The sequence below is a fragment of the Haloarcula montana genome, assembly GCF_035666295.1.
Lineage (GTDB): Archaea > Halobacteriota > Halobacteria > Halobacteriales > Haloarculaceae > Haloarcula > Haloarcula montana.
In genome coordinates this window covers 2,327,648-2,354,597 of record NZ_CP142027.1, presented here as the reverse complement: position 1 = coordinate 2,354,597, position 26,950 = coordinate 2,327,648, and the positions used below count along the sequence as shown (strand labels likewise).

Sequence of the window (26,950 nt, the reverse complement as noted above, 5' to 3'; positions counted from 1 at the left end):
ACCACTCTCGCGGTGGGTGTCGTGTGAGGGTCATCGGCGCCGGACCGGATCGTGTACTACCCTCGTAAGATAAACGACAGAGCGTGAACCGTGAGATTAGTCGCCCCTGACGTACACCGAACGCGGACTGAGTGCGACATATTCGTCGTCGTCGTGTCTGTGAATCCGAAGATACCGGGTAGAGAAAGGGTTTCATTCTGCCGTGGCGGTGAAAAGTCGACCGCCGTCCGTTCTTTCAGTGCTCCATCTTTGAACATCCCGATCTCGTAGGTTGCGTTGTTTGACGGAGAAGAATATGCGCCACCGACTTGATACTGAGTCTGCGTCGTCACATCACCGTCGTAGATCAATTTACCGTTCCCGTCTGTCGAGAGGTAATTCATATGAGCGCTGTCCCACCCACCCTCGATCTCAACCCACTCGTTTTGCGTGTTGATAACTGTCTCTGTGGTGTCGTTACCAGTGAGAAACACCCGCCCACTCGGATAGAGCTGGATATTGATCGGATTATCGTCCGTGTTCTGGATGACTGTCGAGCCAGCAGCGCTCTCAAAGACTTCTGTGCTTTGACCGATATGTGCCCGTGTTGCACTGACCAACCCCCCGACCGCCGAGTCGAACCGCCAGTCAGCCAGGTGCTTGTCGGCATCACCCGGCTGGCGATATTTGTCTCCCGTCACCGTCAGAAGTTCTTGATGTCGCGGAGTTCGAACTCACCCGACGTCGGAGACGTCTGCGGCGTGACCGTAAACCGAAGCCACGGCCAGCCCTCGGTCAGCAGCGTCGAATCGATCTGTGTGGTCGTGTCACCGGCCGCGATATATTTCGTCTCCGGGTCGGGATCGCCGGAGTCGCCGCCGATGGGCAGCGACTCCGTCTCAGCGAAGCTTTCGCCGTCGATGTCGTCGGTCCCCTCCAGCGTAACGTGGACGTCGGCATCGAGTGTGCTGAGGAATCGGTAGAGGATCGCGCTCGTACTGCCGCGCTGTCGAACGACGATGCTCTCCCCGGTAAGATCTCGGGGCTGGATCGTCTCCTGTGATTTTGTCTGAGTCATCGGTCTGTATCTGAAATGTCAGTGGGTCCAGCCGGGGTGCTCGCCCCTCACGCGCCGGTCGCGTGGAGTCGTTCGGGGGTCATCGGCGCCGGGCTGGCTGCCAGCGTCTCCGCCATCTCGACGGGGACGCGGTAGGCGCTGGCCGTCGCCTCTGCCGAGCCCGTGTAGACGGTGACCGAGCAACGGCAGTTGGGGTGGACCGGCCAGATGCCAGAGATCTCGCTCGCCTTGTAGGGTGCGCCAGCTGCCACGGCCACGCACTGCGGGCAGGCGCTCGGCGCCAGCAGCGGCTCGACGAGTTCGACGCCAAAGCGCTGGTACTGCTCCTGGGCGGCGAGGTGCCGGGCCCGGAGCATCTCCGTCCGGGCGATCGTCGTCGCTCGCGCCTGGGCGCCGTGGGGTGTGCCGTCTTCGACCGACCCGAGGACGTCCGTGAGACGTCTCGCCGCGTCCCGGGGTCCTTCTCCTCGCGCCATCGACTCGGTGAGCTCGCGAGCGACATCGCGCCCCATCTCGTCGGTGAGCCCCTGCAGCTCTGAGAAGTTCCGCGTGAACAGTCGTTGCAGGGTGTCCTGGTGGATGGGGAGCTGCAAGGACACCGCAGCGTTCGTCGCCGGCGTGCCGACACCAGCCTGCCGGATGTCCGCGTTCGTTGCCCGGACACCCGTCTCGTAGGCCTGCCTGACGTACCGGTTCTCACCCTCGCCGACGACGTCGAGGATCTCGTCCTCCTGGGCCTGGTCGAGCCACTCACGGAACTCCGAGATCTTCTGGTCGTCACGGATGAACGAGAAGTCGGGCGGGGCTTCGACGGCCGTCAGTTCGCCGTCGCCGAGGCCGAGGACATCCCGTTCGCCGACGTACTTCCGGACGACCGTGTTGATGCGCTGGTAGCCGCCGCGGAGCTTCTGCGCGTAGCGCTCTTCGACAGTCTTTGTCCTGGTCGGCGAGTCCGTCCGAGCGACCAGGACGCCCTCGGCGCCGTCTCCGGTGTCGACGTCCTGTCTAGTCGCGCTCGCCGACATCAGTCATCACCCTCCGACGGTGCGCTTGCTGTCAGTTTGGCCGCGCTCTCTTCGAGGTCCTCGAACTGCGACTGGACCTCGCTGCTCGACTCGTCGACGAACGTTCGCTCGACCTCGTCCATCTCAGATGGGAACCGGCCCTCTTCGATGAACTGGCGCTGCTGCTCTCGCGAGAGGTAGTCGTCGGGGTTGCCGTTGGTCCACCGCTTGAGCATCTGCGCCCGTGTGTTCTGGATCTCGGCCTCGTCCTTCGCGCTGGTCTCGTGGAGCGGCTTCCATTCGACATCGTAGCTGTCCCCCTTCGGTGACTGGACGATATCGTACTCCAGCAGGCGGTCGATGAGCGACCGGACGATCGTCGGCTCGACGAACTCCCGGCGTCGCTCGCCGATCTTCCCGTACCATTCTTTGAGGTCCTGGGTCGTCGCGCGCTCGCCAGTCTCGTTGCCCTTCAGGACAGACTGCGGGGGCATGTAGGGCTGACTGGCGATCGCCTCAATGTTCGGGTCGATGACTGTCGACGGGTCGATCTCCTCACCGCCCAGTGACTGGACATCCTGGGCGCCGTGCGTTTTCAGCACGTTCTCGAGCCCAACCTCCCAGCGATGGAGGTGCTTGCGCAGCTTGTCGCCGTCGTCCTCGACGTCAAAGTCCTTGTCGATGTTGATGTTGATTCCCCAGGCCGCCGCCCGATAGGCGAGCTGACCGGCCGAGCCGAGCGTCCGCTCGATATCGATTAGGTTGTTGTAGACGGGCTGCTGCCGCGGGATCCCACGAACTTCGTCATCGAGGAGGACGTCCGAGTGAATGTGGATAACCCGTGAGTGATGGACACGCATCGTGTCCGGTCCTGTCTGGGATATCGTCGCGTCTTCCTGATCCTCCTCGTCGGAGAGGTCGAGCTGGTACTTGACGGGCTTTCCCCAGCGACCGGAGCCCGGCCCGCCGAGGGTGACGCCGTCGATCGACTCTTCCGAGAACGGACGCAGGCCGGTAAGCTGCTCGGCACCACTGACGGGGTTCGCAAAGGCGTCCGTGTTCACTTCATCGCCATCGTCGTCGGGTTCCGAAACATCGTCCTGCTGGACATCGTCGAGCTCGAGGACGAGGATACCAAACTCGCCGATGCCAGCGAGCTTGTCCGCCCGCTTGCAGTAGTTCCAGAGGTCGACCTCGTCCTGCAGGTCGGCGATCTCGGACTCAAACTCGGTTTGGTCGCCGTTGCTGGCGTCTTCGTCGTCGACGATCTCTGGCGGCTTTCGCCAGGACGTCGACGCCGGCAGGAACGTGACGGCAAACGCGTAGGGATTCCGAAGCGCCAGTGCATAGAACTGCTTGACGCCCGGGTTCTTGTCCCACTCGAACACCTCGTAGTAGTCAAAGTCTTCGTCGCCACCCTGGATGTTCTCGCCGAGGAGGGCCGCGAGTGACTGCCGCATCGTCAGGTCGACCTGTTCGGCAGCGGTGAGTTCGAGGACGTCATCGTCACCGCCGCCGACGGCGCCAGTCGCCTCCTGGACGCCGACGTCGTCACTCACGAACTGTCCGGTCTCGGGATCTCGCGGCGGTGTGTCAGTCATGATTCCCCCAGTGCGCTCCACTCTGCGAGGTCGAGCGCGGCCTCGCAGAACGAGCAGAGGTACTTGGTGGGTTCAATCGTCGAGTCGCAGACGACACAGTTGTCTCCCCGATCCGGATAGTTCGCGTAGCTGGGGTCAGATGTTATGCTCATGAAAATCACCACGTCCCCGACCCGCTCGGGCCGGTCTCTTCCTCAGGCTGCAGCCCCTCCGCGGCGGTGATCGCCATGACCGCCGCGTCGAGGTGGTCCGGCGAGTGGCCGAGGCGGTCCTTGACGTCGTCCTTCGGGTCGGCGACGTAGACCTGCTCGTCGCGACTCTTGATGTACGTCTCCGAAAGGGTCAGCTCCCGGGCGGCGATCTTCAGTTCCTTCCGAAGTCGAGTGTCGGTGAACTCGCCGCCGCGTTCGAGCCACTTCCCGAGTTCGCACAGCCCCTCCGTCCAGCGGTCCTTGTACTCGTCCGACTGGACCGCGTTCTCGCCAGCCTTGAATCGGTCGACATCGGGGAAGCGCTGCGCCGTGTCGTCGAGCTTGCCCGATCCCTCGCCGACCGCGTCGCCTGAGATCTGTGCCTCCGACTCGGCTTCGAGGTTGCTCCAGATCTCGTTGAACTGGACCGTGTGATTTGTCCCGGGCTCGGAATACTCAACCGTCAGGGAGCCATCGCGCTCGTCGATCTGGACCGTCCGGTCACCCGAGCGGGCAACGTCGATGCCGGTCCCGCAGCGAGAGCCGACGTCGTCGTGACCGTCCTCGACGTAGCCGGCGTCGACGAGATCGGCCTGGATCGGGCGGTTCTTCGTGGCGCCGGCGGGCGGCATGATCCCGGCGAAGCGCCGATACCAGAGCGTGTTGAGGTCCTTCCGGAACTTCGCGTTCCCGGGGAGTGACATCGCCCGCGCCTCGTCGTAACCGGGCCAGGACTCGCCGTTGTGGGCCTCCCACTTTTTCTTGAGCTTGTGGAGGCCGGTCAGCCCCGGGATGCGGTCGCCATCGCGACGGTCGAGCTCGACGTGGACGTTGTGGGAGTCGAACGTCGAGAACTGCAGCTTCTCGGGCTCGAGGCCGATCTCGCCCATGTTCGCGACCGCGTTCGTCTCGTCCTCCGGCGGGTTGCTGATGACGACCATCCGGTCGTTCCGGTCGGAGATGAGCGAGTCCATCGAGTCCAGCGTGTCGAGGTCGACGTCCTTCTTGTCGGCCTCGTCGACGATGACCAGGACGTGGTCGTTGTGGACGCCCTCGAGTTCGCCCGGGTCTTCGGGGCTGATGACCTCGAACTGCCACGTCGGCTCGTCAGCGATGTCGATGTGCGGGTTCGGCGACCACTTCCACTCGCCGAACAGCGGGCTCGACTGGTGGAGTCCCTCGGCGTCGGCGCAGAAGGTCCGCTTCAGCTTGCCGTAGGTCCCCGACGTCACGACGACCGAACTGGGGTAGTGGCGCTTGTGGAACGCCAGCGCGAGCGCAACGATCCCGAACGTCTTCCCGAAGCCGTTGCCGCCCTCCAGGTGCGTGTACTGGTGGGTGGCGACGTGTTCAAGGATCTCCCGCTGCTCGGGCGAGAGCGTGATGTCGAACCAGTCCTCGGCGGCCTGCCAGTAGCGCTCGGGTCCCGTGTAGTGCTCCGGGAGGCGCTGCTCGACGTTCTCGGGAAGTTCCTGGGTGCTCATTCGTCGACCCCCAGCCACTCGCGGGCTCGCTGGATGTAATGACTGTTCACGCCGTTCTCGTCACGGTACTCCAGGGCGCGCTCGCAGATCTCGGGCCACTCTTTCTGAGGTGCCGACGGGTGGCCGAGATAGGCGATACGGTCCTCGTCGAGAAACTCCGGCGGCATCCGCGCGATCGCAAATATCGAGCAGAACTCCTCGGATGTAGGCGGGACATCCTCACCGCGCTGGTCCCGGATGTGAATGGCGAGATGCGCCAGCTCGTGGTAGACCGTCTGGAAGGACGTGTAGCGATCGGTCGGGTACAGGACCAGCAGGTTCCAGAACCGAGCGCGACCGAGGACGTCTTCGTCGGGGTCGAGCCGACCGATGGTGACAGTCTTGTGGGCCAGCGCCGGGTAGTCCTGTAGTGCCCGCCTCATCTTTCGGCGGACGTCTTCGACGATCGCCTCGTCGGTGTCGGCCGCCGCATCGGTAAACGTCTCGAGAACGCGATACGCGCCCAGCCCGACGACATCCTCGCCGTGCTCGTCGTAAGAGATCGGGGCTTTCTCCAGGCTCATAGATCACCACCCTGCGCGGAGGTCTTCCACGCATCTTTCAGGTCACTGATGGCATCGGCCGTCTGCGACTGCGGGTCCTCCAGCAGGCCGAGGTCCTTCAGCCACTGACGTCGGTCGGTCGACAACCGCTTCTGTGCGGTAAGGACGACCGACTCCCTGTACTCGGTTTCTTTCAACGTCTCGTGCTGCGTGGTCTTCACCGTCGTGTCCTTGTCCACCAGCGCGTGGCCGCTTTCGAGCCGGTCAGGCTTTCCGTCGGCCCACCGATCAAGGCCAATGTCCTTCGCGTGCGTCACCGAGATCCGGAACAGCTCTGACTCGATGCCGAGGGGGATGCCGTCGGTCAGGTCGGCGTCGTCATCAAGCCCGGCGCCACCATGACACTCCTGATACTTTTTGAGGTAGTCCGCGAAGACATCGTCGACGAACTTCCGCAGCTCGTCTGAGAGGACGTCCTGGTAGTAGCTGTTACAGTCCGCGTAGGCGCCGTGGGTGACGGCGTTCGTGTTCTCCTCGGGAGCGCCGGATCCCTCTCGCTCACCACCGGAGCCCGCTTCGCCACCGTGCTTCGAGCACCGACCCTCGCCGACATGGTCGGTACCCTTGCCTGGCCACGCACCGCAGTAGCCAACGAACAGCGTTTCACCGTCTTGCTTTTCCCAGCGCCGACCCATGCAGGACCCATCGGTTGGCTGTTGCTGTGGGACCTGGTCGAGCGGCTCGCCGATGAGGTCCTCTTCGGTGACGTCCATGGGATTGATTGTTTCGTCAGTCCTGTGAGATCCGTCGGCCGTACTCGATCCCGGCGACGAACCCGACCGCAGCGCCGCCGATCAGGTAGTGCCACTCTTTAAAAGTGGAAGCGAACTCGTCGACGACGTCGTCGGGAAGCGGGCCGTCGGTCATGACAGCCACCCCGTAACCCTATCCCAGAGATGCCTGGCGTAACCGTAGGCCGCCATCGCGACCAGCATGAGGATGACCGACAGCAGCCCGACGGCCTCGGTCAGTCCCGTCTCACTCGCCATCGTCGCCCTCCTGCATCTCTTGGGCCTCATCGAGGGCGCTGCCGAAGATGCGCTCGCCGAACACGACGTAGCACGCCGCGATGACGATCGCGAGGGCGACGACCTCCCAGAGCGTGCCCATACCGCCGGCGGTGAGACGGGCGCGCATCCAGAGCGCGAACGTCGCGGTGACGATCAGCGCCGAGATGGCGAGTCGGATGGTCCTACGGCGAATCATCGGTCCCATCCTCGGTCTGTTGCTGTCTCACCTCGGCGAAGGCCGTCGCGAGGGCGGCGTAGTCCGCGACCTCGATACCGTTGTACCCGCCGAGGATTCCGATGCCGAAGATGAAGACGACGGTCGGGTCGGCGGTCGTGAACAGAAGCGTGTAGGCCGTGATACCGATAATGCCGACGTTGACGAGGATGCTCCGGAGTATCTTGAGCGTCTTGAGCATCCGGAGGTCACCACCCGAGCGGGCGATCTCGCAGTAGTCGTCTGCCAGCCGGTCCGGGACGTACCAGGGCCGGTTTCGTGGAGTTGTGTGGGTCATGATGCATCGTGGGCCCCAACCCCAGAGGCAGTTGAGTTGTCGGTGCGCTGCTGTATCATAAGTGCCCGGCTGGGGAGTTGCACCCCACGCTCTCGCGAGCGTGCTGGATCCGGGCGGGGCGGCCGGCGATGGTCGGACAAGCAATCAGTGCCGGCCGGTTGACTGACGATTCACTGCTGGGTAGGGGGTGGGTGAACGGACGGAAGCCAGTATGCCCTCGCCTTGCGGGTCATCGGGAGCGGCCGGCACGAACGGCCCTCGCGACGGCCAGCCGGAACGTCTCGTAGTCGTCGCCGGCGTAGTCGGGATCTCGCTTCAGGTCGGCAACCTCGACGAGCAACACGAGCGGGTTGTGGGCGGCGCCGAACTCGATCAGCGTCGCGACGATCCCGACCGCGGCCTCCAGGGCCTCCTCCCGGGACCGCGTCGACGGCGATCGGTGGTGATCGACGGCGCCGCAGAACGAGCAGGCCTTTCCCGACCCGTCATCGCCGGGAGGGTGGGCCTCCTCGCGACGGTCGGCGAGCTCGGCTTCCTCCCAGTACTCTCGGTCGGCGGTGTTCCAGTCGACCGCGCCCTCCGGGAGATCGTAGTCGACGAAGCTCAGGATGTCTCCCACGTCCCGACCCCAGCCGTGGTCGAACTCGTAGCGAGCCCGGACCCGTCGGTAGCACTGCTGGCAGCATAGCGACGGGTCGGCGACCAGCGTCTCGAAGACGTCTTCGGGGTCGTCGGGGACGTCGACGTCGTCGGTCGCGATGCTCGCCGTGGATGGAATTTCGATAGACATAGCTGGGGGAGGTCACCGCCGGGCCAGGGCGGCTGGTAGCGCGTCGCTGTTATATCACTCCCGAGAGGGGTTATACGTCCGCATAGTCACGGTTTTCATGACTACCTGTCTGAGGTCCTCGGAATCACGCGTTCTGAGCAGGTAGTCACGATTTTCGAGAGTTTTTACAGCGTCGTCGAGTGTGGTCTCCGGGAGGCCAGTTCGCTCCTGGAGCTCCTGTCGGGAGAGTGGCCCATCGCGATCGACAACGTCGTAGACGTACTTGGCACTGGGCGGGAGGTCGTCAAGCCGTCCCGACTCAGTGCCAGTCACGCCCCTGGCGCACCTCCACCGGGAGATACCGCCCCCGATTCGGTGCCGCGTAACTCGAACACACGTTTCGCCCAGGCCAGCCAGTCGAGGCCGGACTCGGATTCTGCCAGTAGCGACCGTAAGCGGCGCTTGGCCGCTACTTTGAAACTCCCGTTACTGGATAGAACTGATAACGCCGATTTCAAAGTAGCAGCATCGGCGGTGTAGGCCACCCCAGCGTGCTGTTCGTAGCTCTCGGGCTGCAGAAGGCCGATGTCCTCCAGGGCATGGACCCAGTTGTAGACCGTGCGCTGGGAGACGTCGAGGCCGGCCAGCTGGGCGAGCCGGTGGTAGCCCTCGACGCGGTTGGCGATCGTCCCATCATCACGTTCGTCGACGAGCCGATCGGCGCGGAACCCGTCGGGCCCCTCACCGTGGACGACGTCGTCAACGGCCTCCAAGAGGTCGACCGCACCCTCGGGGACAGGCAGCATCGCCTCGATGGGATCGGCGAGCTCGTCGAAGGAGGAGACCTCGTCGACGGGAACGTCGGTCGGGACGTTCGTCAGCAGGTAGGCGTGCTTTGTCTCGTCGGCGAGCACAGGCCGAGTCCGGTGGATGACCTGCGTAAGCTCCTTCGAGCGGCTCTCCTCGAAGAGGTCGCCCGTCAGCCCCGAGAAGTGCTTCGTGGGCACGGCCCGGCCCGTGCCATCGCCGTCCTCGAAGTGGAGCTTCCGGTACACTGGATCCTCGGTGTCGGCTCGCGTCGAGTGCTCGACGCCGCCGACCCGGAGATCGGGGTGATCCATCGCGAGCAGTTCGGCCTCCCGCTCCAGGTCGTCGACGCGGGGGTGGGGCGCCCCGATCGCGACGACCGCGTCACAGTCGTTGTAGTTGAGCCCCCGGGCAGCGTGGTAGTGCAACACTGGCGAGTCGTCGGGGAACTCGAAGTGGGGCTGCAGGCCACGCTTGACCACGTACAGCGGCGACTGGTGGACGTCGGCCGCCGTGTCGATGACGCGCTGGATGCGCTCCTGGAGACTCTCGCTGTCGTCGATCGTCCCGGCGTGGTACTGCCCGTCCAGGACCTGCGTAGCCCGAAGGTTCTCGAAGGATTGGGGCTCGTCGCCGGTGACGAGGACGTCGTCGACGGGGGTCCGGTAGAGCCCGGCGATCTTGCGCTTGGTCGTCGTCGCGTCGAGGATCAGCGGCGAGTCGGGCAGGCTGGAGGGCTGGGGTAGCTCCTCGTAGAACACTCCCTGAGGGTCGCCGGCCTCCTCGGGCTCCAGATCGAGCTCGGCACAGGCGCGTGCCGTGGGTCCGTCGCGACGCGTGATGTTGTGGTCTGCCTCGTGCCAGTCACAGGCCGCACTCTCGCAGTGGCGGGCGCCGTTTTCGAACCCGACGTCCTCCCCACACCACGGACAGTGATCGAGCGTGGTCGCGACAGCGATCGCCGTCCGAGCGCTCTCGTCGTCGAGGCCGGCCGCCGCAGCGGCGGCCAGCAGCGCGTCGAAGACCAGCGGCGTCCCCGACCAGCGGTCGTCTCGCATCCGGGCGATGAGCGTCTCGTTGTAGTGGAGCTTGCACTGGGCCAGCGTCTCCTCGACCATCGGCTCCTCGACGACGGCCTTCTCGACCTCCGTGTACCCCTCGCCGGGCATCCCCTGGTGCTCGCGCACGGTCTTGGTCTCGACGTCCGCTTCGTCGACGTCGTCGGGGAGATCCTCGGGGTCGACCTCGCGGGTGATCGTCTCGCCCTCGACAGCGGGCGCCTCTAGATCGACCAGCGTATCGGGGGCATCGGGATCGGTGATCGCGTCGACGAGATCGCGGGCGAAGCGAGCGAACTCCCCGAGCGCATCCTGGTTGTCGTCGCCGGCGTTCGAGACCATGCCCTCCAGGGCGTTGCCAGCGCGGGCGAGGTCCTCGACGGTCACCCGCCGGTCGGAGCGCAGCGAGTCCGGACTCTCGTCGATGAGGATGTCTCGCTGCGGGCCGTCCGATCCCTTCTGCTGGACCGTCTTGAGCAGCTGGTACTGATGCACGCCGACGACGCGGTCCTTGCTCGATAACTCGTCGAACTGATCGAGCCAGGCACAGTGACCGTGTTCGTCGTGACCCGGCAGTTCGTCGGCGAGGATCTGGTGGGCCTTAACCGGGCCGACCTCGCCAGCGAGGGCCTCGTAGCGCTTGCGGCCCTCGTGGTCCGTCGCGAAGTCGTAGATCGGACACATGTGGGGGCAGTCGGCGACGTGGCCGTGCTCGGGGCACATCTCCTGGTCGTCGTCGTGATCGACGTCCATGCAGACGGCGCCGCGCTTCTGAGCGCCGCCCTTCAGGTGGTAGTAATCGTCGGCCGTGGGGTCGTCCTCGATGAACTCCCGGGCCTTCTGGTGCTTGTCGAACAGGACGGCGTGGGGCCGCTCCCGTTTCTCGGCGCCGATGGCGGCGTTCGTCGTCTTCCCGTTCCCGGGGTCGTCTGCCCAGGCGACGGGGCCGTCGGCGTCGACGAACTGCTCGAAGCGCTCGCCCTGCAGTTCGCCCCAGCGGTCCTCGGGAGTAACGGTCTCCCTGTCCAGGCTCGGAGGCTCACACTCCTCGATGGGCCAGTGTTCGGAGATCCCCCCGCTGGTCTGCTCGGCGTCGTAGTCGTCGGGCTCCTCCAGCTCCGGGATCGAAAAGCCCAGGTCCCGGAGGTGCTCGACGCCGCGCCACCAGGTCTCGCCGGAGACCCCACCCGCAGCGTGGCGTTCGTCGAGCTCGCCGGCGTCGATCGCCGCCATGACCACGGGACCGCCGTACCCGCCACGGTCGCCCGTGTCCATCCAGCGCTTGTCGTTGACGATGTTCGCGGTGCCATTCGAGCTCTTCCCCCAGGTAGGGGCGAACGCCCGCTCGCCGTCGCTCGTCGACGCCGAGTCGTTCCAGCGGTGGACGATCGTCCGGTCGGCGACGTCGCGAGCATCCAGGCGGTCAATTGCGGCGAAGATGTCCCGGATGTCGGTCGTCGTCTCGTCGGCCGAAGTCGCAGCTGGTTCGTAGTCCGTGCTGTCGAAGCTCTCGCGAGCGGCGTCGACGTCCTCGACGCGCTCCTGCTGGCTGGCAGCGACGTCGTCGTTGACCCGGACGATCGTCTCCAGGGCGTCGTCATCCCACTCCCGGACCTCGGTGGGCGTGCCGTCGACGTGGTCGCCGGTCATCACGCACACGCGCTTCCGGGCGTAAATCTCGACGCTCGGGAGGTCGTCGTTGCCGCCCCACGGATCCTCGTCGAGCTGCCAGGAAGCCTCCTTGACGCCCTCGGGGAGCTCGCCGCGGTAGATGGCGTGGGCCCCGCTGCCGGACTGGGAGACGTCGGCGTAGGTCAGGCCCAAATGTTCGAGGATGGCGACAAAGGCCGGGTGGACGTCGCCGGTTTCGGGGTTCCGGACGTCGTCACCGTCGACGTAGGCGAACGGATCCTCGGGTTGCTGGAGGAATGCCCGGCCATCGAGGCGGGGGTCGACCTCGGCCATCGCGATGCCCTCGCCGTCGAGGTAATTGCCCTCGTAGCCCCACTTATACCGTGCGTCGCAGTCACAGGTCGCCGCGGTGTCGTGGCCGTCCTCGCTGCATTCTGCGGGAGCGTCGCGATCAGCCCACGGCGCGAACGGTTTCTTCTCCTGGTGGCCCATCCACTGTTCGCGATCGAGCAGCGCCGGCGGGTAGACGTCAGCCTCGGGGTCAGCCCAGTCGGCCCCGTTCCAACGGCCCCACTCGGCGCCTATACGAGACCGCTCTCGCGACCTTCTCACACGGTCCCCCGCATCTTCACTTAACTGTGGGGGGTCATCGCCGGTGTTCTCGTCGAGGACGTCCGCGACTGCTGACGGGGGTGCCCCTAGAGCGCCGGCGATCTGAACAGCGGAAGCGGTGGGGTGTTGTTCGCGATGGCGCTCGACGCGCTCCCGCAGCGAGAGCCCGTCGGTCACGCAGACGCACCCCCCGCGAACTCGTCGAGTCGGGTTTGTGGCTCAGATTCTTCGAACCTGACATCGGGATACCCGGCGAGGAGGGTCTGATCGAACGTAGACCAGTAATCGGCTTTGTGCGGTTCAACTCGTTGCCAAAAAACAGCCTCGCACAGGGCACGGTGAACACGATCCCGCTCGTCGAGTGGCCACGAATCGCGCTCTACGAGGCGACTCACCGTGACCACCCCCAGTCATCGAGCGTCGACTGGCCGCCGGCGTCGGGCCGGTCAGGCTCGTCCTCGGGGATCGGGACGTTCTCGACGCGCTCCTCGCCCTCGGCATCGATCCGGTCGTCGACGACGTCGACGGTCTCGCCGTTGTCGTCGAGTTCGGGACGCTCGGTGATGTACTGGACGGTTCCGTCCAGCGGGTCGCCGGAGTAGGAACTCCGGCTCATGCCGAGCACCCCCCTGTTTCGACTGTACCTGGCGGCGTCGCTATAGCGAAATTTGCTTCATAGACGCCGCTGGCGGTCGAAAACAGCGGAAGAGAACCATCCCGCGATGGGATGTTCGGAGTTTCGTTCTGCGAAGTCGGTCCGTCGTGTTGAGCCGTGTGCTCCAGATGTTCCGCGTTCTCAGCCAAACATCTGGCGCATCATCGAAATTTCGGGTACACATTGGGAACCCAAATAGAGAAAATTCTCAGGTAGAGGTGTATTGACACTCTCTGCGATAATAGAGTTAATCGAAAATAACGGATCATAGAATGAGTCTAAGAGAATTAGCGTGTGGTTCTCCAACCCAACACGAAGACAATTAAAGCGATTAATATAGATCCTATCCCCGCCTCTATCATAGCAATCATTTTTCCAAGCCCAGTAGGTTGTACACCGTTGTATCCAAGCGTAGTAAAAGCTCCCAAGCTAAAGTACAGGCTTTCGGTGATTACTGAGAGGAGTGGCTCATCTGCACCATATTGGAGAAGGACATTCTCACTCCCGCTTGTTGTTCTTAACCCCCAGATAGGATACGCTAGTGCGCTAAGCCCAATCACACCGATGCCAAAGAATCCCGGACGCCAAGGGCTCGCTCCGTAACGAATAGTGATTCGAGAGAGGGTTAGCTTCATCCACTTCCAATATTGCTGATTGGAAAACGCTACCTTGCGCTTAGCATGGCGGGAACGGAGATAAAATCGCTCATATTCGTCCTTCAATGGTGTTGTTTTCAGTTGGTGACGAAGCAACTGATAAGTAGCGATACCCTCTTTCAAACGACGGTTGTGGCTCTCTCTCCTTCCAAGTTCCAAGGATATTCTATTGTAAAATCTCCTAATAGCCATACGAAATCGTTCTCTTCTTGTCCGAGGGTAAGCACTTGAGTTACTCAGAATGATACTATTAGCGTCAATTGAGGACGGCCTGGGCACTGTAGGAAGATAACCTGTTATAATTCGGAAGGGGAAGAGAAACAATTTCAAAACAATCGTTATCAAGCACCATTTCCCCATATCCTCATACTTCCTCAACGATAATATAGGTTTATGAACTATCCAATGGATGAATCGGATAACATCCAATTTCACCTTTGCCAGCATTGGGACAGACTCTGCTATTTGATCCGCAATTAGTTCTGAAGCAGCATGGTTTCCGAATTCAGTTGAGGTAGCTATCCTTGCGTTCCCAAACACAGCGTTATGAAGACGAGCATATACAAAGGATGCATTTCTTAAATCCGAATCACGGAAATCCACACTCTGTGCTTGTGTGTCAAGAAACTCTGCGTGACGTAGACGCGCTCCATGAAAGTCGCTTCCTGAGATGTCTGCCTTGCTAAAATCAGCATCAAATAAGTCTGCATCGGTAAAATCAGCCTCAGAAAAAATTGTCGGCATTGGATTTGTTGATGTGAACACAGCGTGAACCAAGTCTGCATTTGTGAACGTAGTGCCAGCCCCCCAAGAGTTAGAAAAGTGTGCACTATTCGCCATCACGTCATCAAATTCCGCACTTCTCATTTGACAACCAGTGAAATCTGCTTTTCTAAGGTACGCTCCAGTAAAATCACACCCAGCTAATCTTGTACCTGAAAAATCGGCGTTGACTAAGGTACACTGCTCAAAGTCAATTCGATGCGCGATATCAGTATTTCGCACAATCAGGTCATCAATACGCTCTGGGCCAATAATGCGAATGCGCTCCATTTCTGTAGCCGGCTTTTGATTCTCATCAGCATGCCAAATACAGCGTCCAGTATTATTCCAAGTTTCTCGGGCACAGGCAGCCTCACCAAAGCCAGATGGTAACTCTGATTTAGGCTTAACATATCCACAATGAGTCATTCTAAACAGTAGTCAGTACATCTGATGTCAGCCATCTAAATACCAGCGGAATGGATGATCCATATTTTAATGTATAACTGCCAAGAGAATGAATCTATTAATTTCCAGGTGGCCCTACTTTACCAGGTTCGGTAGGAGCTATCGTCAATTCAATCAGACCCGCAAGGATTGGTGAATTGAACTACTGACTATCGCCATTTCGACTCAATGCTCGTCCGATACCGTAATCCAAGCACAGACGTGTTACAGCAATCTTTGATTTTTTGCGGCGGGTATCGGTCACGAACATCCTGCAGATTTTCTTCGCTCTCGATGAGGTGCGTCAGGGCTGCGTCAATGACATCGCTCATCGGCGGATCATCATCCGGGCCGCCGGCTACGATCTCGCTGGCGCGATCAATTTTGTGCTTCCTCTCGTCACTTAGTCTGAGTGTGGTTCTATCAGCCATTTATATACAAATGTCCATACGATGGGGTGGTTGCCGTCGTTCTGAGGTGACTGAACACTGTTTCTTTATAATTGGCTCAGGAGTTCCTAATTCGATAGTACTGTGATTCCGGTGAGCAACCCTTCGATCTATATACGCAATTCCGTGCTCCCCGAGAAAAGTGTGCATACATCGCGGCAACTGCATACATTGACGTGCAACCCCTTGGGGTCGGGATTGAGAATCCGGTTCCAAGTATCTGAGCAGACTTTCGTTTCTCATACAGGCTGTTTTTCCAACGTAATCGCTAAACCGGAACATGGTGGGTGAATCGAACGTGAACCTTAGACTATCGTTGAGCGGGTTGAAACATCATTTTATGCAGCAAACGGCTGAGGCGGACGGGATACCGCGTGACTGTCAATAGCGGTTTAGAGCTCCGCGTGAAGCGCGCTTAACGCGTCGATAGCCTGCTGGATATGGCTTTCAAGACTGTCGCCGTCACCACCGTCAGTCGGCGTTACACGCACATCGCCTAGATCAGCGTCGGCACCCATATTGTCATTACTCGCCTCGTCATCCACAGCTACGCTCCCAAGTTGTTGCTGCCCATCTTGATCGTTGGTATCGTCACTGGCAACGGGGTCGCCTTGTGAAGCCGCCTGGTCCGGGGCCGTTTCCTCGCTTGTGTCTGACTGCCCGCGGTGACTTTCAAGCGCTGCTAACGGGAAGTCGTAGGCTTTTGCCCGTGCTTCTTTATGCCATGTCGTCCGTTCGGTCACACCCATCACGGCAGCGACCATGTCCCGGTCACAACCACGGTCAAGCGCCATCCTGACTCGTTCTTCTTCGGCTCGCTGCAACAGTTTCTGCGTGTCGTCCGGAATCCGCCCACGGGCCGATGTCGAGATCTGACTTGTCAGCCCCCATTTTCCGGAATCGGCATCCTGATCGACAATTTGCCGCTCACGCTCATCGACTCTGTTATCCAGTCCCATCAATTTCCAGAGCCGCTCCCGTATCGTCAGGTTGCTGAGATCCACGCTTAAAGCATCTTCAATCTCACCTGTTGTCGCTGGCCCAATCCGATCCAGCGTCTCCAAGATTTTGCCATCGTGTTCCAACACCACCTCTTCACGATCAGCATCAGTAATCGTCACCGGCAGGTCATCCTCGCTCGCTTGCTGATGATGCCAGTGATGACACCCACGGCACAACGTAACCAGATTTTCCATGTCATGTTCATCCATACCGTCAGGATCACGCGTCGCGTGGTGAATCTGGAGTTCTGCAGTCCCACCACCCGTCGACCCGACTCGGTTACACATCCGACACCGATGATTATCCCGGTCTAGTACCGCTTCACGCTTCGCCGGGGCAACAGTCTCGTGTTCGTCGCCCGGACCGTGACATGGTTCCCCCGTCACGCTCGCTCCCTCCGTGAACCGTGAAAATCGTCACAGACCGCAACAGATCTTGTACACGCCGGCGACACTTCCCTAACCCGACCAAGAACCACACGCCACTCACGCTGCGACGCCTGATCCACCACGCGACCAAGCCGCCCTGACACCACCCGCTCATACACACCAAACGTCGAGAGACTCCCAAGCGAAAGTGAATTGTCCCCACACTGAACATTGGAAACCAACCACGGAGCGCGCGATCCACCCCGAACCGCATACGCAGATACCACGCTCCCATCCCTCAGCTGCTGATCACAGACTTGACATTCCACGGGCCAGTCTTGTGATATTTGATATACTTCTTCGATTGTCCGTTCATCGGCATCTTCATTGTCCGTCAGTTTGTTACCTGTCATTGGTTCTCTGGGTAATGAGAACCCTTTCTGGTGGCCATCACCCACCAGTTTCCTCAACACGCTGAGTATAGGGCCTCTCCTGAGAGTACATACTGCAGTAACTTAATAGTTTGCAAATGTGCAAACGTATGCCCATAAGCAAACTATGTCTATGTGCATATGGTGTGTGTATTTGAAATGTCGGAGCAAAACCCCAATTAGATGGCTCGGACTCGTGCTCTATTGACGAAGACTGATCGAGAGCAAATTTCGAAAGAAGGCGAAGTGGATGAGAATAAGCGCTATCAGGCCATTTCCCGGGTTAGGAACCGTATTCAAGATGAATTACCACAGGATGTTGAATTACTAGAGGAGCACCATCCGGAACTGCTCGATGAAATACGTGCTATTGTCTGCGATGAAGAAGATATCTAAGGTGGATTCATTTCGGTGTTGATCATCAGTAGTTCTCCACCTAATTTGGTTACTACACAGTCCAAATCGGAAGCCAATCTACACAGATCGAACTATCCATTACTGCTGCAGAGCTTCTGGCGCAGCGGCACGACTCCGCTACCACTACAATCTGCAAAGGCGAGTGTGCCATAGAACGCAGTGAGTGTCCCGGCACGGAGAAAGGTAGTAATCAAGTCGACTAATCCATGTACCGCCCTGAGACTATTCTTTTTTATTGAGTGTATCGTGGAGTAGACTGGCTCGTCGGCGGATCAAATCATAGCCAACGTCAGTGGCTTTGTATTCATTCGTCCGTTTGTCCAAGGTAGACTTCTTCACGAGTCCGTATTCCGCAAGATCATCAAGTGCGCGATATACTCTCCCGTGATTAATTTCTTCATCGTAGATATTTTCGAGGACACTTTTGACTGCAAGACCATAGGGAGTCTCATCATCAGTCTGGAGGCGAACGACAGCGTAGAGGACATTCCCTTCGAACGCTGTCAGATCAGTCCAACGGGGGTGTGCATCACTTTCGGTCAACTTTTTTGGCTGTGAGGAGTGGCTAGACATTGTTCTGCTCGCATGGCATCTGATACTCTGTAAGTACACTTTGAGGCCGACCTGAAGATGCTACAAACGAAGTTCGCCCTCTCTTAGCATAGTAGAGTATCTCGTAGTCGGTAATACTGATCTTCGGACGAGTCTCTTGTCGGTTTTTGGACCGTAAATCAATCCGTGCTGGGGTTTGAAATCCCCGTATTGTGTTTGCGTACATGGGTTCCGTACCGTAACTACGGGACCTCTCGCGGACTGGTGTACCAGCACCGAGTCCGCTTCTCATCACACCGAATTCGCCACCGATGTGTTTGTCCCGTAACTACCCGTAACAACTCTCGACACTTAGTTGTTTGTACTAAACTAGTTTAGTAGACTTATCTCGGCCTTTCAGCACAATCCTATGGTGATATACGGACAGAGTTCAGACATATACTCAATGGCTGGCGGACGTGAGGAAACAATAACAGATACGGAGATACTCCGAGTGTTCGATGAGACCGAAGATCCAGCCCTATTTACAGGCGAAGTCGCTGACGAAATTGGTTTCTCGAATCAGGGTACTCTCCCTCGCCTTCGCGCGCTTAATGATGAGGGGCTCATAGCCACAAAAAAATCTGGTCGCGTGCCGATGTGGTGGATTACTGATCTTGGCCGTGAATTCCTTTCTGAAGACAGGTGACATGGTGGCGACCTGACTTCGATAGGAGGCTTATATAATCGACTTAGCTACAGACGGTGTGAGCAACATAGTACGGGCAGCGTTTGATATTGAGACCGTTTCTCCGGACGTTCCGGACGACCAGTACCCAGACTTCACGGACTCACACGACTTCGAACTCTCAGGCGCGGGCATCGCCTACGAGTACGCAGACGGTTCGAGAGAAACGGTCGTAGAATGGCGCAATGGATGGGGCCCACGGGCAGAGCTCGACCTGATCGAGACTTTACTTGACCGGCTTGAACCCGCAGAAACGGTTATCACTTACAACGGTGAACGGTTCGACCTCGCACACCTAGAGGGGAGAGCCCGAATCGCTGGTGCAACAGTCGGTGAGCGTGCACACGAACCCGTACAGTCATATTTTGAGGGGACTGAACATATCGATCTCAAACCGGAAGCATGGGCTGCGTATGGTGACTATACGAGCTTAGAGGAGGCACTGGAACAAGTCGGCCTTGACCCGGTGGAGACTCTGCCCAGCAAGTTTGACCACAAGATTCCACGTAGTGAATGGACAAAAAACCCCTCAGAGGCGATCACGTCAGCCGACCTTGCGCTCCTCGGCGAGATTTATCTTGATAGGGTTGACGGTGAGCGTAGTGATATACCTGTAGCTGTCCTCGAAGAGATGCTAACTCACTACGTACAAGCGGATGTTGAGTTGCTCTTCGAACTGGCGGACGCACGACCGTTCAAATAGACCTAATTCAACCGCTCGGTATTACTTAACTTAGAAGATCCGGTAAATTCAATGCGTCCGCTTCAACGGTGCCCTCTTCACGAGCCCGCCGGCGAAACGCATTGTAGGCATCCGGCTCGTTGTCGATACAGGTGTACCTAATGGACGCCCCAAAAGCGATCTCCGCGCCCAGTGCGGCTGGCGCTGTGCCGGCACACGGGACGACCAAGTGGTCGTCTGGATTCAAAATGTCACTGACCCATTTTTTATAGGGCACAATTGGCTTGACGCTACCCCAGCCGAATTTCTCTCGCTGTCGTGGAACAACCTGTCTGACAGATTCGGACCACCGCCTCTCGGTTTCACCTTTGTGCCCGAACACGACAGAATATCCCCCAGTGGACCCGTACATACCAGGAGTACTTCGATCAGGTGTGCCATCCGAACTCAGATATGTGACGCTCCCAACCTTCCGGTATCCGCCGCCACCGTAGTCGTCGTTGACATCTCCGTATTCATCCATTAGATAGGATGTAAGCCGGGGAAGTAGCCAATCATCCGCATCAGCGATCAGCCACCCACCAGGATTGAGCGCCTCCATACAAGCGTCTACAACCAGCTTTGTCGAGGTTGCCGAATCGTTATGTTCGTGATCAAATGGGTGGGTGTCGTACTCGACTCCGAACTGCCCACCCCGGTGGGGTCTAGACCATGCATCATCAAGACAAATTACATCCGCATCATCGATAGATGAAAGCACTTCAACCGCATCGCCAATGACGTACTCTTTTCCGTCAGCGAGAGATATCGGATGCGGTCGGTCGACAGCCATCGTCATACCATTCTCTTACTACGGCGGCGAATAACTGCTGCGTCTCGTCCCGGGTAATTGCCGGGCGGCTTATATGATCAAACTCGGTATAATCAGGTATGAAGGGTTCCTCAATCGACCCGTCTGCACCGGACTCGCCTCACATAGAGGGGCCGCAACCCTCTCACAGCGACCTCCCATTCGCGTGTGAAGTACTCGCACTGCGTGCCGAGCGTCCACAAGATGCCTGGCAGGATATAAGAGAAATTCTGCTTAATTCTGCCGCCGAAACCAAAGTCAGTGAGGTGTCAAGTATTCTTAGGAAGATAGGGTGCCTTGGTGGACCTGACGATAATCTAACGGGCGCCGGTGCGACAATCGCTGGTGTATTTCAACGGCCCGAGTCCAACACTGATACTGTTCCACCAATCGATACCAAAGAGAAGCTGACACGGACGGAACAATCTCTGTTTCAGTCGCTACTTTTGGAGCACAATCTGATACCAATGCTTGCCGTTCTCCATCAAGCAGAGACAGAATCAGTCTCATATGGACACAGCAACGACCGAACATCAGGTTTCATTCGACGCGTACAGCATCTCCAAAAATACGATCCAACGTGGGAACAGAACACGAAACAGACGAAGACTGAGGTTCACTTCGACTGGGCTGAACATATCAACTGGATAGTTCCTGTAGGCGGCGGCAGATACGAACTGACCGGTAAAGGTCGGCGGCTCAGAAAGCAACTTGAGCATCTTCAGCCGGAAGATTGGGAAATAACGACTGAACAAGATAGTCTCCCAGGAACGGAGTAGACAGGACTATTCGACGCCTCTAGAAAGAATCGAGAGCAGATTGTGAACTGTTACTTTCTGTACAAACCGACCATATTTCATCGGTAGACAGTGGCTGATCGTCACTCACTGACTCAAGGCGGGAGGCGAACCGCTCAATATAGTAGCCCTTCAGTTCAATTGCATTGACGCCATACTGGCTCGCATCGGCATTACGTGCGGGCAACGAGATCGAATTTGACAACGTCGACGCACGCTCCTCACGATTATATAACACGTTGACTGTCTCACCGGGGAGTGCGGAGAGGACAGCCTCAGTATCGAACGAAGTAAAATAATCGGCGCCAAGCGCAAAGAACGCGACATCAGGTTTAGGCGAGTCACTGATTACGTTGAGCAGGTCTTGGGTGATTGAGAGTTCATCCGCGCGCTTTCGGATATCACCCGCGGACATTCCACTGAAAGTCACATTGTATGGGGGCAAAGGTTCATTCTCATCAACGACGCCGAATCCCGCGCTTATGAATACCCGTGTGACTGTGTGGTCAGTCGCACGAAGCGTATTAACAGCGCGATCAATTGCCTTCTGTTGGCGTCCGACGTACAGATCCGCTGCTGGGATTGAGTGAACATCCTTGCGGTCAAGCAGGGCCTCTCGCTCTGTTGCATCAATATCGTCGGCGGTGAGCGTCTCGCTATCTTTGGGATAGGCCTTCTGTTTACAACACTGGTCGACGATGAGTACATGCATGTTTAGAACTCCGTAAGGCTCTGCTGTTCACTCGGACGGAGTCGTCTCATCGCAGCCGATTGGAGCTCAGATGGCGAGTCAAACGTGTCGACCGTACAGCCGGCCGCCTCAATTGCCTCAACCATCGAAGATTCTTCGTCAGGGTCGTATAGGAGGACACGCTCGAACTGTGCGGCGATGCTTTCGGGGCTCCGGTCGGCGACCGCATCCGTGTCAAGTCGGTCCCACCACTCTACTGCACCGTCGGGAGTGAGCGCACCCAGTTCGACCGACGGGAGGTCGACAACGTGCGACCAGAATTCCGGGTATCGCTCGCTGAGAGCATCATCGCAGCGCGCATCTGGTGCTTCGGGGAGTGCAGCTGCGACAAAGATTTCATCGAACGTCTCGGCCATTTCTAGCCTAAACCGGTACATGTTGTGGAAGCCACGTCGGCGATTCCGATTGTTCCCGCGAAAGATACACATCTGAATCCCATGTTTCTCGCAGAACGGGCAATCACAGCGTTCCCACGGCCGTTCTTCCAGTGTGCGTCTGTATCCGTCAAGCTTGTCTGTGTCGCCGACAGCCTGAGCGTACTCACGAAGATACGGTGACAGCGCCTCGAACGAGCCCTGTTCGGGCGAGATGAGCGACTCAGCAGAGCGTACAGGTTCACCCTCTCGCCGACCTGATAAGAACTGACGGACTGGGCGAATACGATCTTCATAATCCTCGAACAGCCGTGGGTTATTCTCAGTATCCTTTCGGAGCAGGTGAATGATATCTCGCCAGATAGGCTCACCGACAGTTCCCTTGAATTCGACTGCATGCTCGAAATCTTCGCGGAAGAAGACACGGGCATCCATCATATTATCAGCGTTGTACCCATCAGCATGGCGACGATCTTGAAGGTACGCTATAGTTGCATCAAGAGTCGCCTCTGCCTCGTCATAGAAGGACTCGAGTGCTGCAGGGATCGACTCACCGGCGTCGTACGCCTCCAGCGCGCGGATCATCTCTTGGCCGCGAATTGCTTTCTCGACCTGTGTCGAACGATCGTCACGGGCGCGTGGGAATCGGACTCTGACTGCGTCGTACTGTTCTTCAGAGTCGAGGTGGTAGTTCTTTCCGCCTGTCCAAGCGGCAATGAGCATACTCGTACTGTCGAAGCTCGTGATACCAGCATCGCGGACCGTCTCGAAGAGTGCAGTCTTTGCGAACCCGAACACGTGGGCGTCAATGCGGCGTCCACGTTCAGATTCGTACTCGGCGATAACATCGCCGACTTCCTCGACGACCGCAGCCACATCGTTTGCACGCGCGCCAGCGAGTCCACCGATGCCGAGACAGTCATACCCCTGTTCGAGGGCTTTTCGAGCGTCCTCAGCATAGCTCTCAGGGTCCCATCCTTGGACTGCAGCCATCAGCCGAAACCCGTCCTCGGCCGGGTCATACTCTTCACGGATCCGCTGGGCTAGCTCCTCTGAAAGGTCCTGTCGAAAAACATTGTCCTGCTCTCGAAAGACCGCGCTCGACGATGATGCAAGCCGATTACAGACTTCTTCCGCTGACCCCTCAAAGTCGTCGTGTGTGAACATCTCAACGATGCCATCGTAGACATCAGAGTCAAACTCACGCACGTAATCAGGCCAAGCGTCGGGCCACTCAGTCACAAACACGTCGAGCCCCTCCGTGGCTCGCAGTTCTCCAAGTACATCGTCTGGGGAAATCTCAGAATCGAAGGCACGCTCATCGAGGTACAGGCGACGCTGGTTCGGTCCTTTCCAAACGACGTGATCGGGGGTGACACCGATTCTCACTCCGATCCGGTCATAAAAATCAATGAGTTCCTGGATACCATATACCGGAAACGGGTGATCCCGGTAGCCCCATGCGCCGCAGTCGCTAATGGTTGGAAGCCACGAGGGAATATTGAGGCGTGGGTCACCGTAAATTCCGTGTTCATTGAGTCGATCGCGCAGCCCAGCGCTCTGTGTCACTGAGTCGCGTGAGAGCAGCAGTCCATCTACGGGGAGATTACGACCCTCGAATACGTCCCAGAGAAAGAGATTCTCACGAGCGGCGTTCTCAGCCTCGGAGTGGACATCGTACAGGAAATCGTAATTAGCGTCGACGTGGTCGTCCCAGTCCGGTACATAGAACCGCACGAATTAATTCACCTTCCGATGGTTACTATGTGACTCCATTTGAAAGGCGCGGTCCGTGTCGATACCGTTTCAGTGGTGTGATTATTCGCCCGCAGCCTGCATCATCTTCTCGTAGCGATTTGCCTGGTCGATCAGCGTTTCGAGCCGTTCCTCCAGTGAGTCTCCCTCTGCAGGAGAATCCTCTAGTAGGTCAAGTACGGTCTGGAGTTGCTCGGCAGCGTCGACGAGTTGGTCAATCCACTCGCCGGGATCGGCGTCCTCGTCAATATCGAGCCGGTCCAAGAGTTCGTCATGCTCACGTTTGAGCCCCTCAAGTTGCTCAGTAACCGCAGCGGCATCGGGGTCACGGACCGGGTCCCCTTCTGCAGTATCTTGGCTGTCATGAGTTTCAGCACCCTCATCAACCTCTGGTTTTATTGAACTGTCAGACTCCGTGGTACCAAGAGCGGTTTGCGAATCCGCATCGCCCGAATTATGTGAGACACCGGGATCCATGTCAGCGATGTCGTCGAGCGGAGAGCTACTGCCTGCAGAATTTTCAGAGGGGCCATCAGCCGTCGAAGTCTCAGACCCGTCAGTATCAGGTGCCTCTGGCTCACGATTACTCGACGGGCTGTCTTGAGAGCCACGGTCAGTACTGTCCGCTTCGGAATCAGTTGTGTCAGGCACCTCTGGCTCTTCCTGCTCCACGAGCGGGGCGGGCTCGTCATTAACTGGAGTCAAATCATCTAAGTCTACGTCAATATCCGCACCGGCGCGAGCAAGTTCGTACTCGTAACGGTGAATGCGGAGATCATCGTAAGCATCAGCAGACCGTCTTTGGTTCGATTTGACATCTTGTTTCGCTTCTCGTTCAATCCCATTGAGAACACCATCGATGTTCTCCTCGGTGTCCCACGGTGGAGTCTGCCCGTCCGGGGCGCCGCTGGTTTCGTAGAGCCCAGCAATAATCTCGTCTTTTTCGAAGCCGTCCTCATCTAAGAGTTCATCAAGATCGTCAATGTCCAACAGGTGTGGCAGGTGATCATCATCAATGTCGAACCGGTCTTTGAATTCCACATATATCGCCTGCTCGTACGCCGGAACAACCCAACTTTTGAACCAGTCGATTTTCTCGGATTTAATACCTAATTCCGAGTGAGCGATAGCTACCCGCTCCATATCTTCTGCAAGCGAGAGATCCTTATCTGGCTTGTTATGAATCCGAGGCTGGGATATATCACCCTGTTCAAGCCGTTGCTGCTTATCAGCGATGTTGACCTCCTCTATTTCACCGTCGTTCGCTGCGTGGAGACTATCACTATCGTATTCCGTGAATATCCACTTTGGGGCCCTACCATACTGGCCGATTCGCTTATGTCGATCTGCGAAACGGCGTAGCCAAAAGTATACGCCATTTTCCCTAGACAGGGCAGGGTGCATCCGACTGATGCGGCTCTTGTCGGAGTTCCACGGAAGGTCGTCAGCATCGCCATCCGTGTAAAAATTAATCTCGATCCGGAGACGCTTGTCTTTTGCATTATTGAATTTGTTCATTCCAGACTGGCCGAAGCCACCCTTGGTTTCCGTGATGCCCTGCTCAACTAGACGGTCCTGGCAAAAGAATGCAGTACCAGCCTCAACCTTTTGAATGTCGGAACTCCGCATCAACCCAACGGTCACTTCAACTTGGATTGGCGCGCTCCATTGGTCATCGGTGAACTCCAATCCAGTAAAGTGACGTGGGTGTGCGCCTCCTTGCCAAGGTGAAAATGTCCACTGTACCTGCGGCGGCGGAGTGAGTTCTTCGCCAGCCAGGTCGACAGAGAGATTGGCACTCGTATCATTGTCATCTGAGAGGAAACGCTGATACTTTTGTTCCAGCTCCTCGCGGATAGCGTCTCCCTCATCCTCCCATTCAAACGTCAAGTCATGGAGCGTAATAACGGTCTGACCGCGTTCCAAGTCTGCGGGCTCCATTTCGAATTCCCACGTCTCGTTGTCCTCTGCAAAGAAATCTTCACCGACGGTATACTTCCAGCCTTGGTCCGCGTCTTCATGCCGACTGGCAATTGTAAACTTGTTAGCTAGATGGTTAAGCGCCTTTTTAGTACCCAATCCGAAGGCACCGATATTTCGACCTTCAGCCCGTGTATCTTTACTCCGGCCGAGTCCGAGAAACACACCCATTTCGTCCGCTTTAACCCCACCTGCACGGTCGGAGTAAACCATCTCTTCGGCGTCGTCTTCGTAGCTTATGGTGACGTTAACGGGATCTTTGTCATGAATCGCTGCCGAATCGATCGAATTATCGATGAGTTCTGCAAGTGCCGAATCAACGGTTACGTCTGCGGCGATCGAACTGTAAGTGCTTTTTGATGGATGAACCTTTGCAACTGGGCGGTTATTCGCCGTTTCGGAGTTAGAGCGGTCTTCTGACATCGTCTATTAGCTGTTACCCCCTCCAATTGTATAAACCTCCCCTCTAACTACTCCGTTATTTTGGCTATTACTCGGGTGATTTCATAGGTCGGATTAACCACGGTGTTAGAGTGCCTTTGAAACGCAAAGAAATAGTTGTGATAGCGGGTGCGTAATCAACCTTCATGACAGAACTTTATTCGGTGATTAGAATCTGTTTTCGTCGTGGATTTTTTTCTCGTTGATCTACAGCGTGCTCGACAGATATCATCGACACTAAGATTTGCGATTAATTAGCGAAGATGACACCAAAGAGTGCCGATTGCAAGCAGTTCCTATCAGCGGTTTTTGAACGTACTGTCATTATTGCGAAGTTAGCCGAATTTCACAACGGTAAATTGGGTTAGATATAGCAAGAGTATTTGCCAGCAGAATCTCATTTTCTTCTGTCTATAGCGATAGGGCGACGCGTCTAACTGTCGAATCGGCAAATCTGCCGGTAGCCTTTTATTGTGGCTCTCTGTACATGTGGGTGCAATGGTCAACGACCGCAC

29 protein-coding genes are annotated in these 26,950 nt (G+C 58.0%); 4 read left to right on the top strand and 25 right to left on the bottom strand.

Annotated features, from left to right (window positions below):
- Positions 1-56: 56 nt before the first annotated feature.
- The 20 genes from VJ109_RS12385 to VJ109_RS19615 all read right to left on the bottom strand — a co-directional run bounded on the left by VJ109_RS12385 (position 57) and on the right by VJ109_RS19615 (position 17,091).
- Positions 57-680 (bottom strand): hypothetical protein, encoded by a 624-nt coding sequence (locus VJ109_RS12385; RefSeq protein ID WP_324757080.1) that lies wholly within the window; start codon positions 678-680, stop codon positions 57-59.
- Between the two features lie 2 nt (positions 681-682).
- The gene (locus tag VJ109_RS12380) at positions 683-1,057 is read right to left on the bottom strand and encodes a hypothetical protein (protein WP_324757077.1); all 375 of its coding nucleotides are present in this window, start codon (positions 1,055-1,057) and stop codon (positions 683-685) included.
- 47 nt (positions 1,058-1,104) lie between these two features.
- Positions 1,105-2,082: a phage minor head protein gene (locus tag VJ109_RS12375; protein ID WP_324757075.1), complete on the bottom strand. Its 978-nt coding sequence runs from the start codon at positions 2,080-2,082 to the stop codon at positions 1,105-1,107.
- A complete protein-coding gene (locus VJ109_RS12370) occupies positions 2,082-3,662 on the bottom strand; it encodes an anti-CBASS protein Acb1 family protein (RefSeq protein ID WP_324757073.1) in 1,581 nt (526 codons plus the stop codon). The genes VJ109_RS12375 and VJ109_RS12370 overlap by 1 nt, the downstream gene beginning before the upstream one ends.
- Positions 3,659-3,814 (bottom strand): hypothetical protein, encoded by a 156-nt coding sequence (locus tag VJ109_RS12365; protein ID WP_324757071.1) that lies wholly within the window; start codon positions 3,812-3,814, stop codon positions 3,659-3,661. The genes VJ109_RS12370 and VJ109_RS12365 overlap by 4 nt, the downstream gene beginning before the upstream one ends.
- A 5-nt stretch (positions 3,815-3,819) precedes the next feature.
- Positions 3,820-5,337, bottom strand: coding sequence for a DEAD/DEAH box helicase family protein (locus VJ109_RS12360; protein WP_324757070.1), 1,518 nt, complete (start codon positions 5,335-5,337; stop codon positions 3,820-3,822).
- The gene (locus VJ109_RS12355; RefSeq protein ID WP_324757068.1) at positions 5,334-5,900 is read right to left on the bottom strand and encodes a hypothetical protein; all 567 of its coding nucleotides are present in this window, start codon (positions 5,898-5,900) and stop codon (positions 5,334-5,336) included. The genes VJ109_RS12360 and VJ109_RS12355 overlap by 4 nt, the downstream gene beginning before the upstream one ends.
- Positions 5,897-6,652, bottom strand: a complete 756-nt coding sequence (locus tag VJ109_RS12350) for a hypothetical protein (RefSeq protein WP_324757066.1) — start codon at positions 6,650-6,652, stop codon at positions 5,897-5,899. Before VJ109_RS12350 ends, VJ109_RS12355 begins: the two co-directional genes overlap by 4 nt.
- A gap of 16 nt (positions 6,653-6,668) precedes the next feature.
- Entirely contained in the window at positions 6,669-6,806 is a 138-nt protein-coding gene (locus tag VJ109_RS12345; RefSeq protein WP_324757064.1) for a hypothetical protein, read from the bottom strand.
- Entirely contained in the window at positions 6,803-6,928 is a 126-nt protein-coding gene (locus VJ109_RS12340) for a hypothetical protein (RefSeq protein WP_324757062.1), read from the bottom strand. Before VJ109_RS12340 ends, VJ109_RS12345 begins: the two co-directional genes overlap by 4 nt.
- Positions 6,918-7,145: a hypothetical protein gene (locus VJ109_RS12335; protein WP_324757061.1), complete on the bottom strand. Its 228-nt coding sequence runs from the start codon at positions 7,143-7,145 to the stop codon at positions 6,918-6,920. Before VJ109_RS12335 ends, VJ109_RS12340 begins: the two co-directional genes overlap by 11 nt.
- Complete coding sequence (locus VJ109_RS12330; RefSeq protein ID WP_324757059.1) at positions 7,132-7,461, bottom strand: hypothetical protein; 330 nt, start codon at positions 7,459-7,461, stop codon at positions 7,132-7,134. Before VJ109_RS12330 ends, VJ109_RS12335 begins: the two co-directional genes overlap by 14 nt.
- A gap of 229 nt (positions 7,462-7,690) precedes the next feature.
- Positions 7,691-8,251 (bottom strand): hypothetical protein, encoded by a 561-nt coding sequence (locus VJ109_RS12325; protein ID WP_324757057.1) that lies wholly within the window; start codon positions 8,249-8,251, stop codon positions 7,691-7,693.
- A 54-nt stretch (positions 8,252-8,305) separates the two neighbouring features.
- Positions 8,306-8,563 carry a helix-turn-helix domain-containing protein gene (locus tag VJ109_RS12320; protein ID WP_324757055.1) on the bottom strand — a complete coding sequence of 86 codons (258 nt, stop codon included), beginning with the start codon at positions 8,561-8,563 and terminating at the stop codon, positions 8,306-8,308.
- Positions 8,560-12,516, bottom strand: a complete 3,957-nt coding sequence (locus VJ109_RS12315; RefSeq protein WP_324757054.1) for a hypothetical protein — start codon at positions 12,514-12,516, stop codon at positions 8,560-8,562. Before VJ109_RS12315 ends, VJ109_RS12320 begins: the two co-directional genes overlap by 4 nt.
- Before the next feature lie 214 nt (positions 12,517-12,730).
- Entirely contained in the window at positions 12,731-12,955 is a 225-nt protein-coding gene (locus VJ109_RS12310; RefSeq protein WP_324757052.1) for a hypothetical protein, read from the bottom strand.
- Positions 12,956-13,281: 326 nt separating this feature from the next.
- A complete protein-coding gene (locus tag VJ109_RS12305) occupies positions 13,282-14,841 on the bottom strand; it encodes a pentapeptide repeat-containing protein (protein ID WP_324757051.1) in 1,560 nt (519 codons plus the stop codon).
- 188 nt (positions 14,842-15,029) lie between these two features.
- Entirely contained in the window at positions 15,030-15,290 is a 261-nt protein-coding gene (locus VJ109_RS19535) for a DUF7386 family protein (protein ID WP_434737258.1), read from the bottom strand.
- 410 nt (positions 15,291-15,700) lie between these two features.
- Positions 15,701-16,696 (bottom strand): HNH endonuclease, encoded by a 996-nt coding sequence (locus tag VJ109_RS12300; protein ID WP_324757049.1) that lies wholly within the window; start codon positions 16,694-16,696, stop codon positions 15,701-15,703.
- Complete coding sequence (locus VJ109_RS19615; protein ID WP_491745811.1) at positions 16,693-17,091, bottom strand: DUF8112 family protein; 399 nt, start codon at positions 17,089-17,091, stop codon at positions 16,693-16,695. Before VJ109_RS19615 ends, VJ109_RS12300 begins: the two co-directional genes overlap by 4 nt.
- A gap of 201 nt (positions 17,092-17,292) precedes the next feature.
- Between VJ109_RS19615 and VJ109_RS12295 the strand changes: the two genes are divergently transcribed.
- The gene (locus tag VJ109_RS12295; protein WP_324757048.1) at positions 17,293-17,505 is read left to right on the top strand and encodes a hypothetical protein; all 213 of its coding nucleotides are present in this window, start codon (positions 17,293-17,295) and stop codon (positions 17,503-17,505) included.
- Between the two features lie 243 nt (positions 17,506-17,748).
- Here VJ109_RS12295 and VJ109_RS12290 read toward each other — a convergent pair whose 3' ends face one another.
- Complete coding sequence (locus tag VJ109_RS12290) at positions 17,749-18,099, bottom strand: helix-turn-helix transcriptional regulator (protein WP_324757047.1); 351 nt, start codon at positions 18,097-18,099, stop codon at positions 17,749-17,751.
- A 391-nt stretch (positions 18,100-18,490) separates the two neighbouring features.
- Between VJ109_RS12290 and VJ109_RS12285 the strand changes: the two genes are divergently transcribed.
- Positions 18,491-18,766 carry a transcriptional regulator gene (locus VJ109_RS12285; RefSeq protein WP_324757046.1) on the top strand — a complete coding sequence of 92 codons (276 nt, stop codon included), beginning with the start codon at positions 18,491-18,493 and terminating at the stop codon, positions 18,764-18,766.
- A 58-nt stretch (positions 18,767-18,824) separates the two neighbouring features.
- A complete protein-coding gene (locus VJ109_RS12280) occupies positions 18,825-19,508 on the top strand; it encodes a ribonuclease H-like domain-containing protein (protein ID WP_324757045.1) in 684 nt (227 codons plus the stop codon).
- Between the two features lie 25 nt (positions 19,509-19,533).
- Here VJ109_RS12280 and VJ109_RS12275 read toward each other — a convergent pair whose 3' ends face one another.
- Positions 19,534-20,325, bottom strand: a complete 792-nt coding sequence (locus VJ109_RS12275; protein ID WP_324757044.1) for a hypothetical protein — start codon at positions 20,323-20,325, stop codon at positions 19,534-19,536.
- 92 nt (positions 20,326-20,417) lie between these two features.
- Between VJ109_RS12275 and VJ109_RS12270 the strand changes: the two genes are divergently transcribed.
- Positions 20,418-21,116 (top strand): hypothetical protein, encoded by a 699-nt coding sequence (locus VJ109_RS12270; RefSeq protein ID WP_324757043.1) that lies wholly within the window; start codon positions 20,418-20,420, stop codon positions 21,114-21,116.
- A 19-nt stretch (positions 21,117-21,135) separates the two neighbouring features.
- On the opposite strand, the gene VJ109_RS12265 is transcribed toward VJ109_RS12270, so the two are convergent.
- From VJ109_RS12265 to VJ109_RS12255, 3 genes are all read right to left on the bottom strand, one after another.
- Positions 21,136-21,846 carry a hypothetical protein gene (locus VJ109_RS12265; protein ID WP_324757042.1) on the bottom strand — a complete coding sequence of 237 codons (711 nt, stop codon included), beginning with the start codon at positions 21,844-21,846 and terminating at the stop codon, positions 21,136-21,138.
- Positions 21,847-21,848: 2 nt separating this feature from the next.
- Positions 21,849-23,996, bottom strand: coding sequence for a queuine tRNA-ribosyltransferase tRNA-guanine transglycosylase (locus VJ109_RS12260; protein ID WP_324757040.1), 2,148 nt, complete (start codon positions 23,994-23,996; stop codon positions 21,849-21,851).
- Positions 23,997-24,077: 81 nt separating this feature from the next.
- A complete protein-coding gene (locus VJ109_RS12255; protein WP_324757039.1) occupies positions 24,078-26,417 on the bottom strand; it encodes an ATP-binding protein in 2,340 nt (779 codons plus the stop codon).
- Positions 26,418-26,950: the final 533 nt, after the last annotated feature.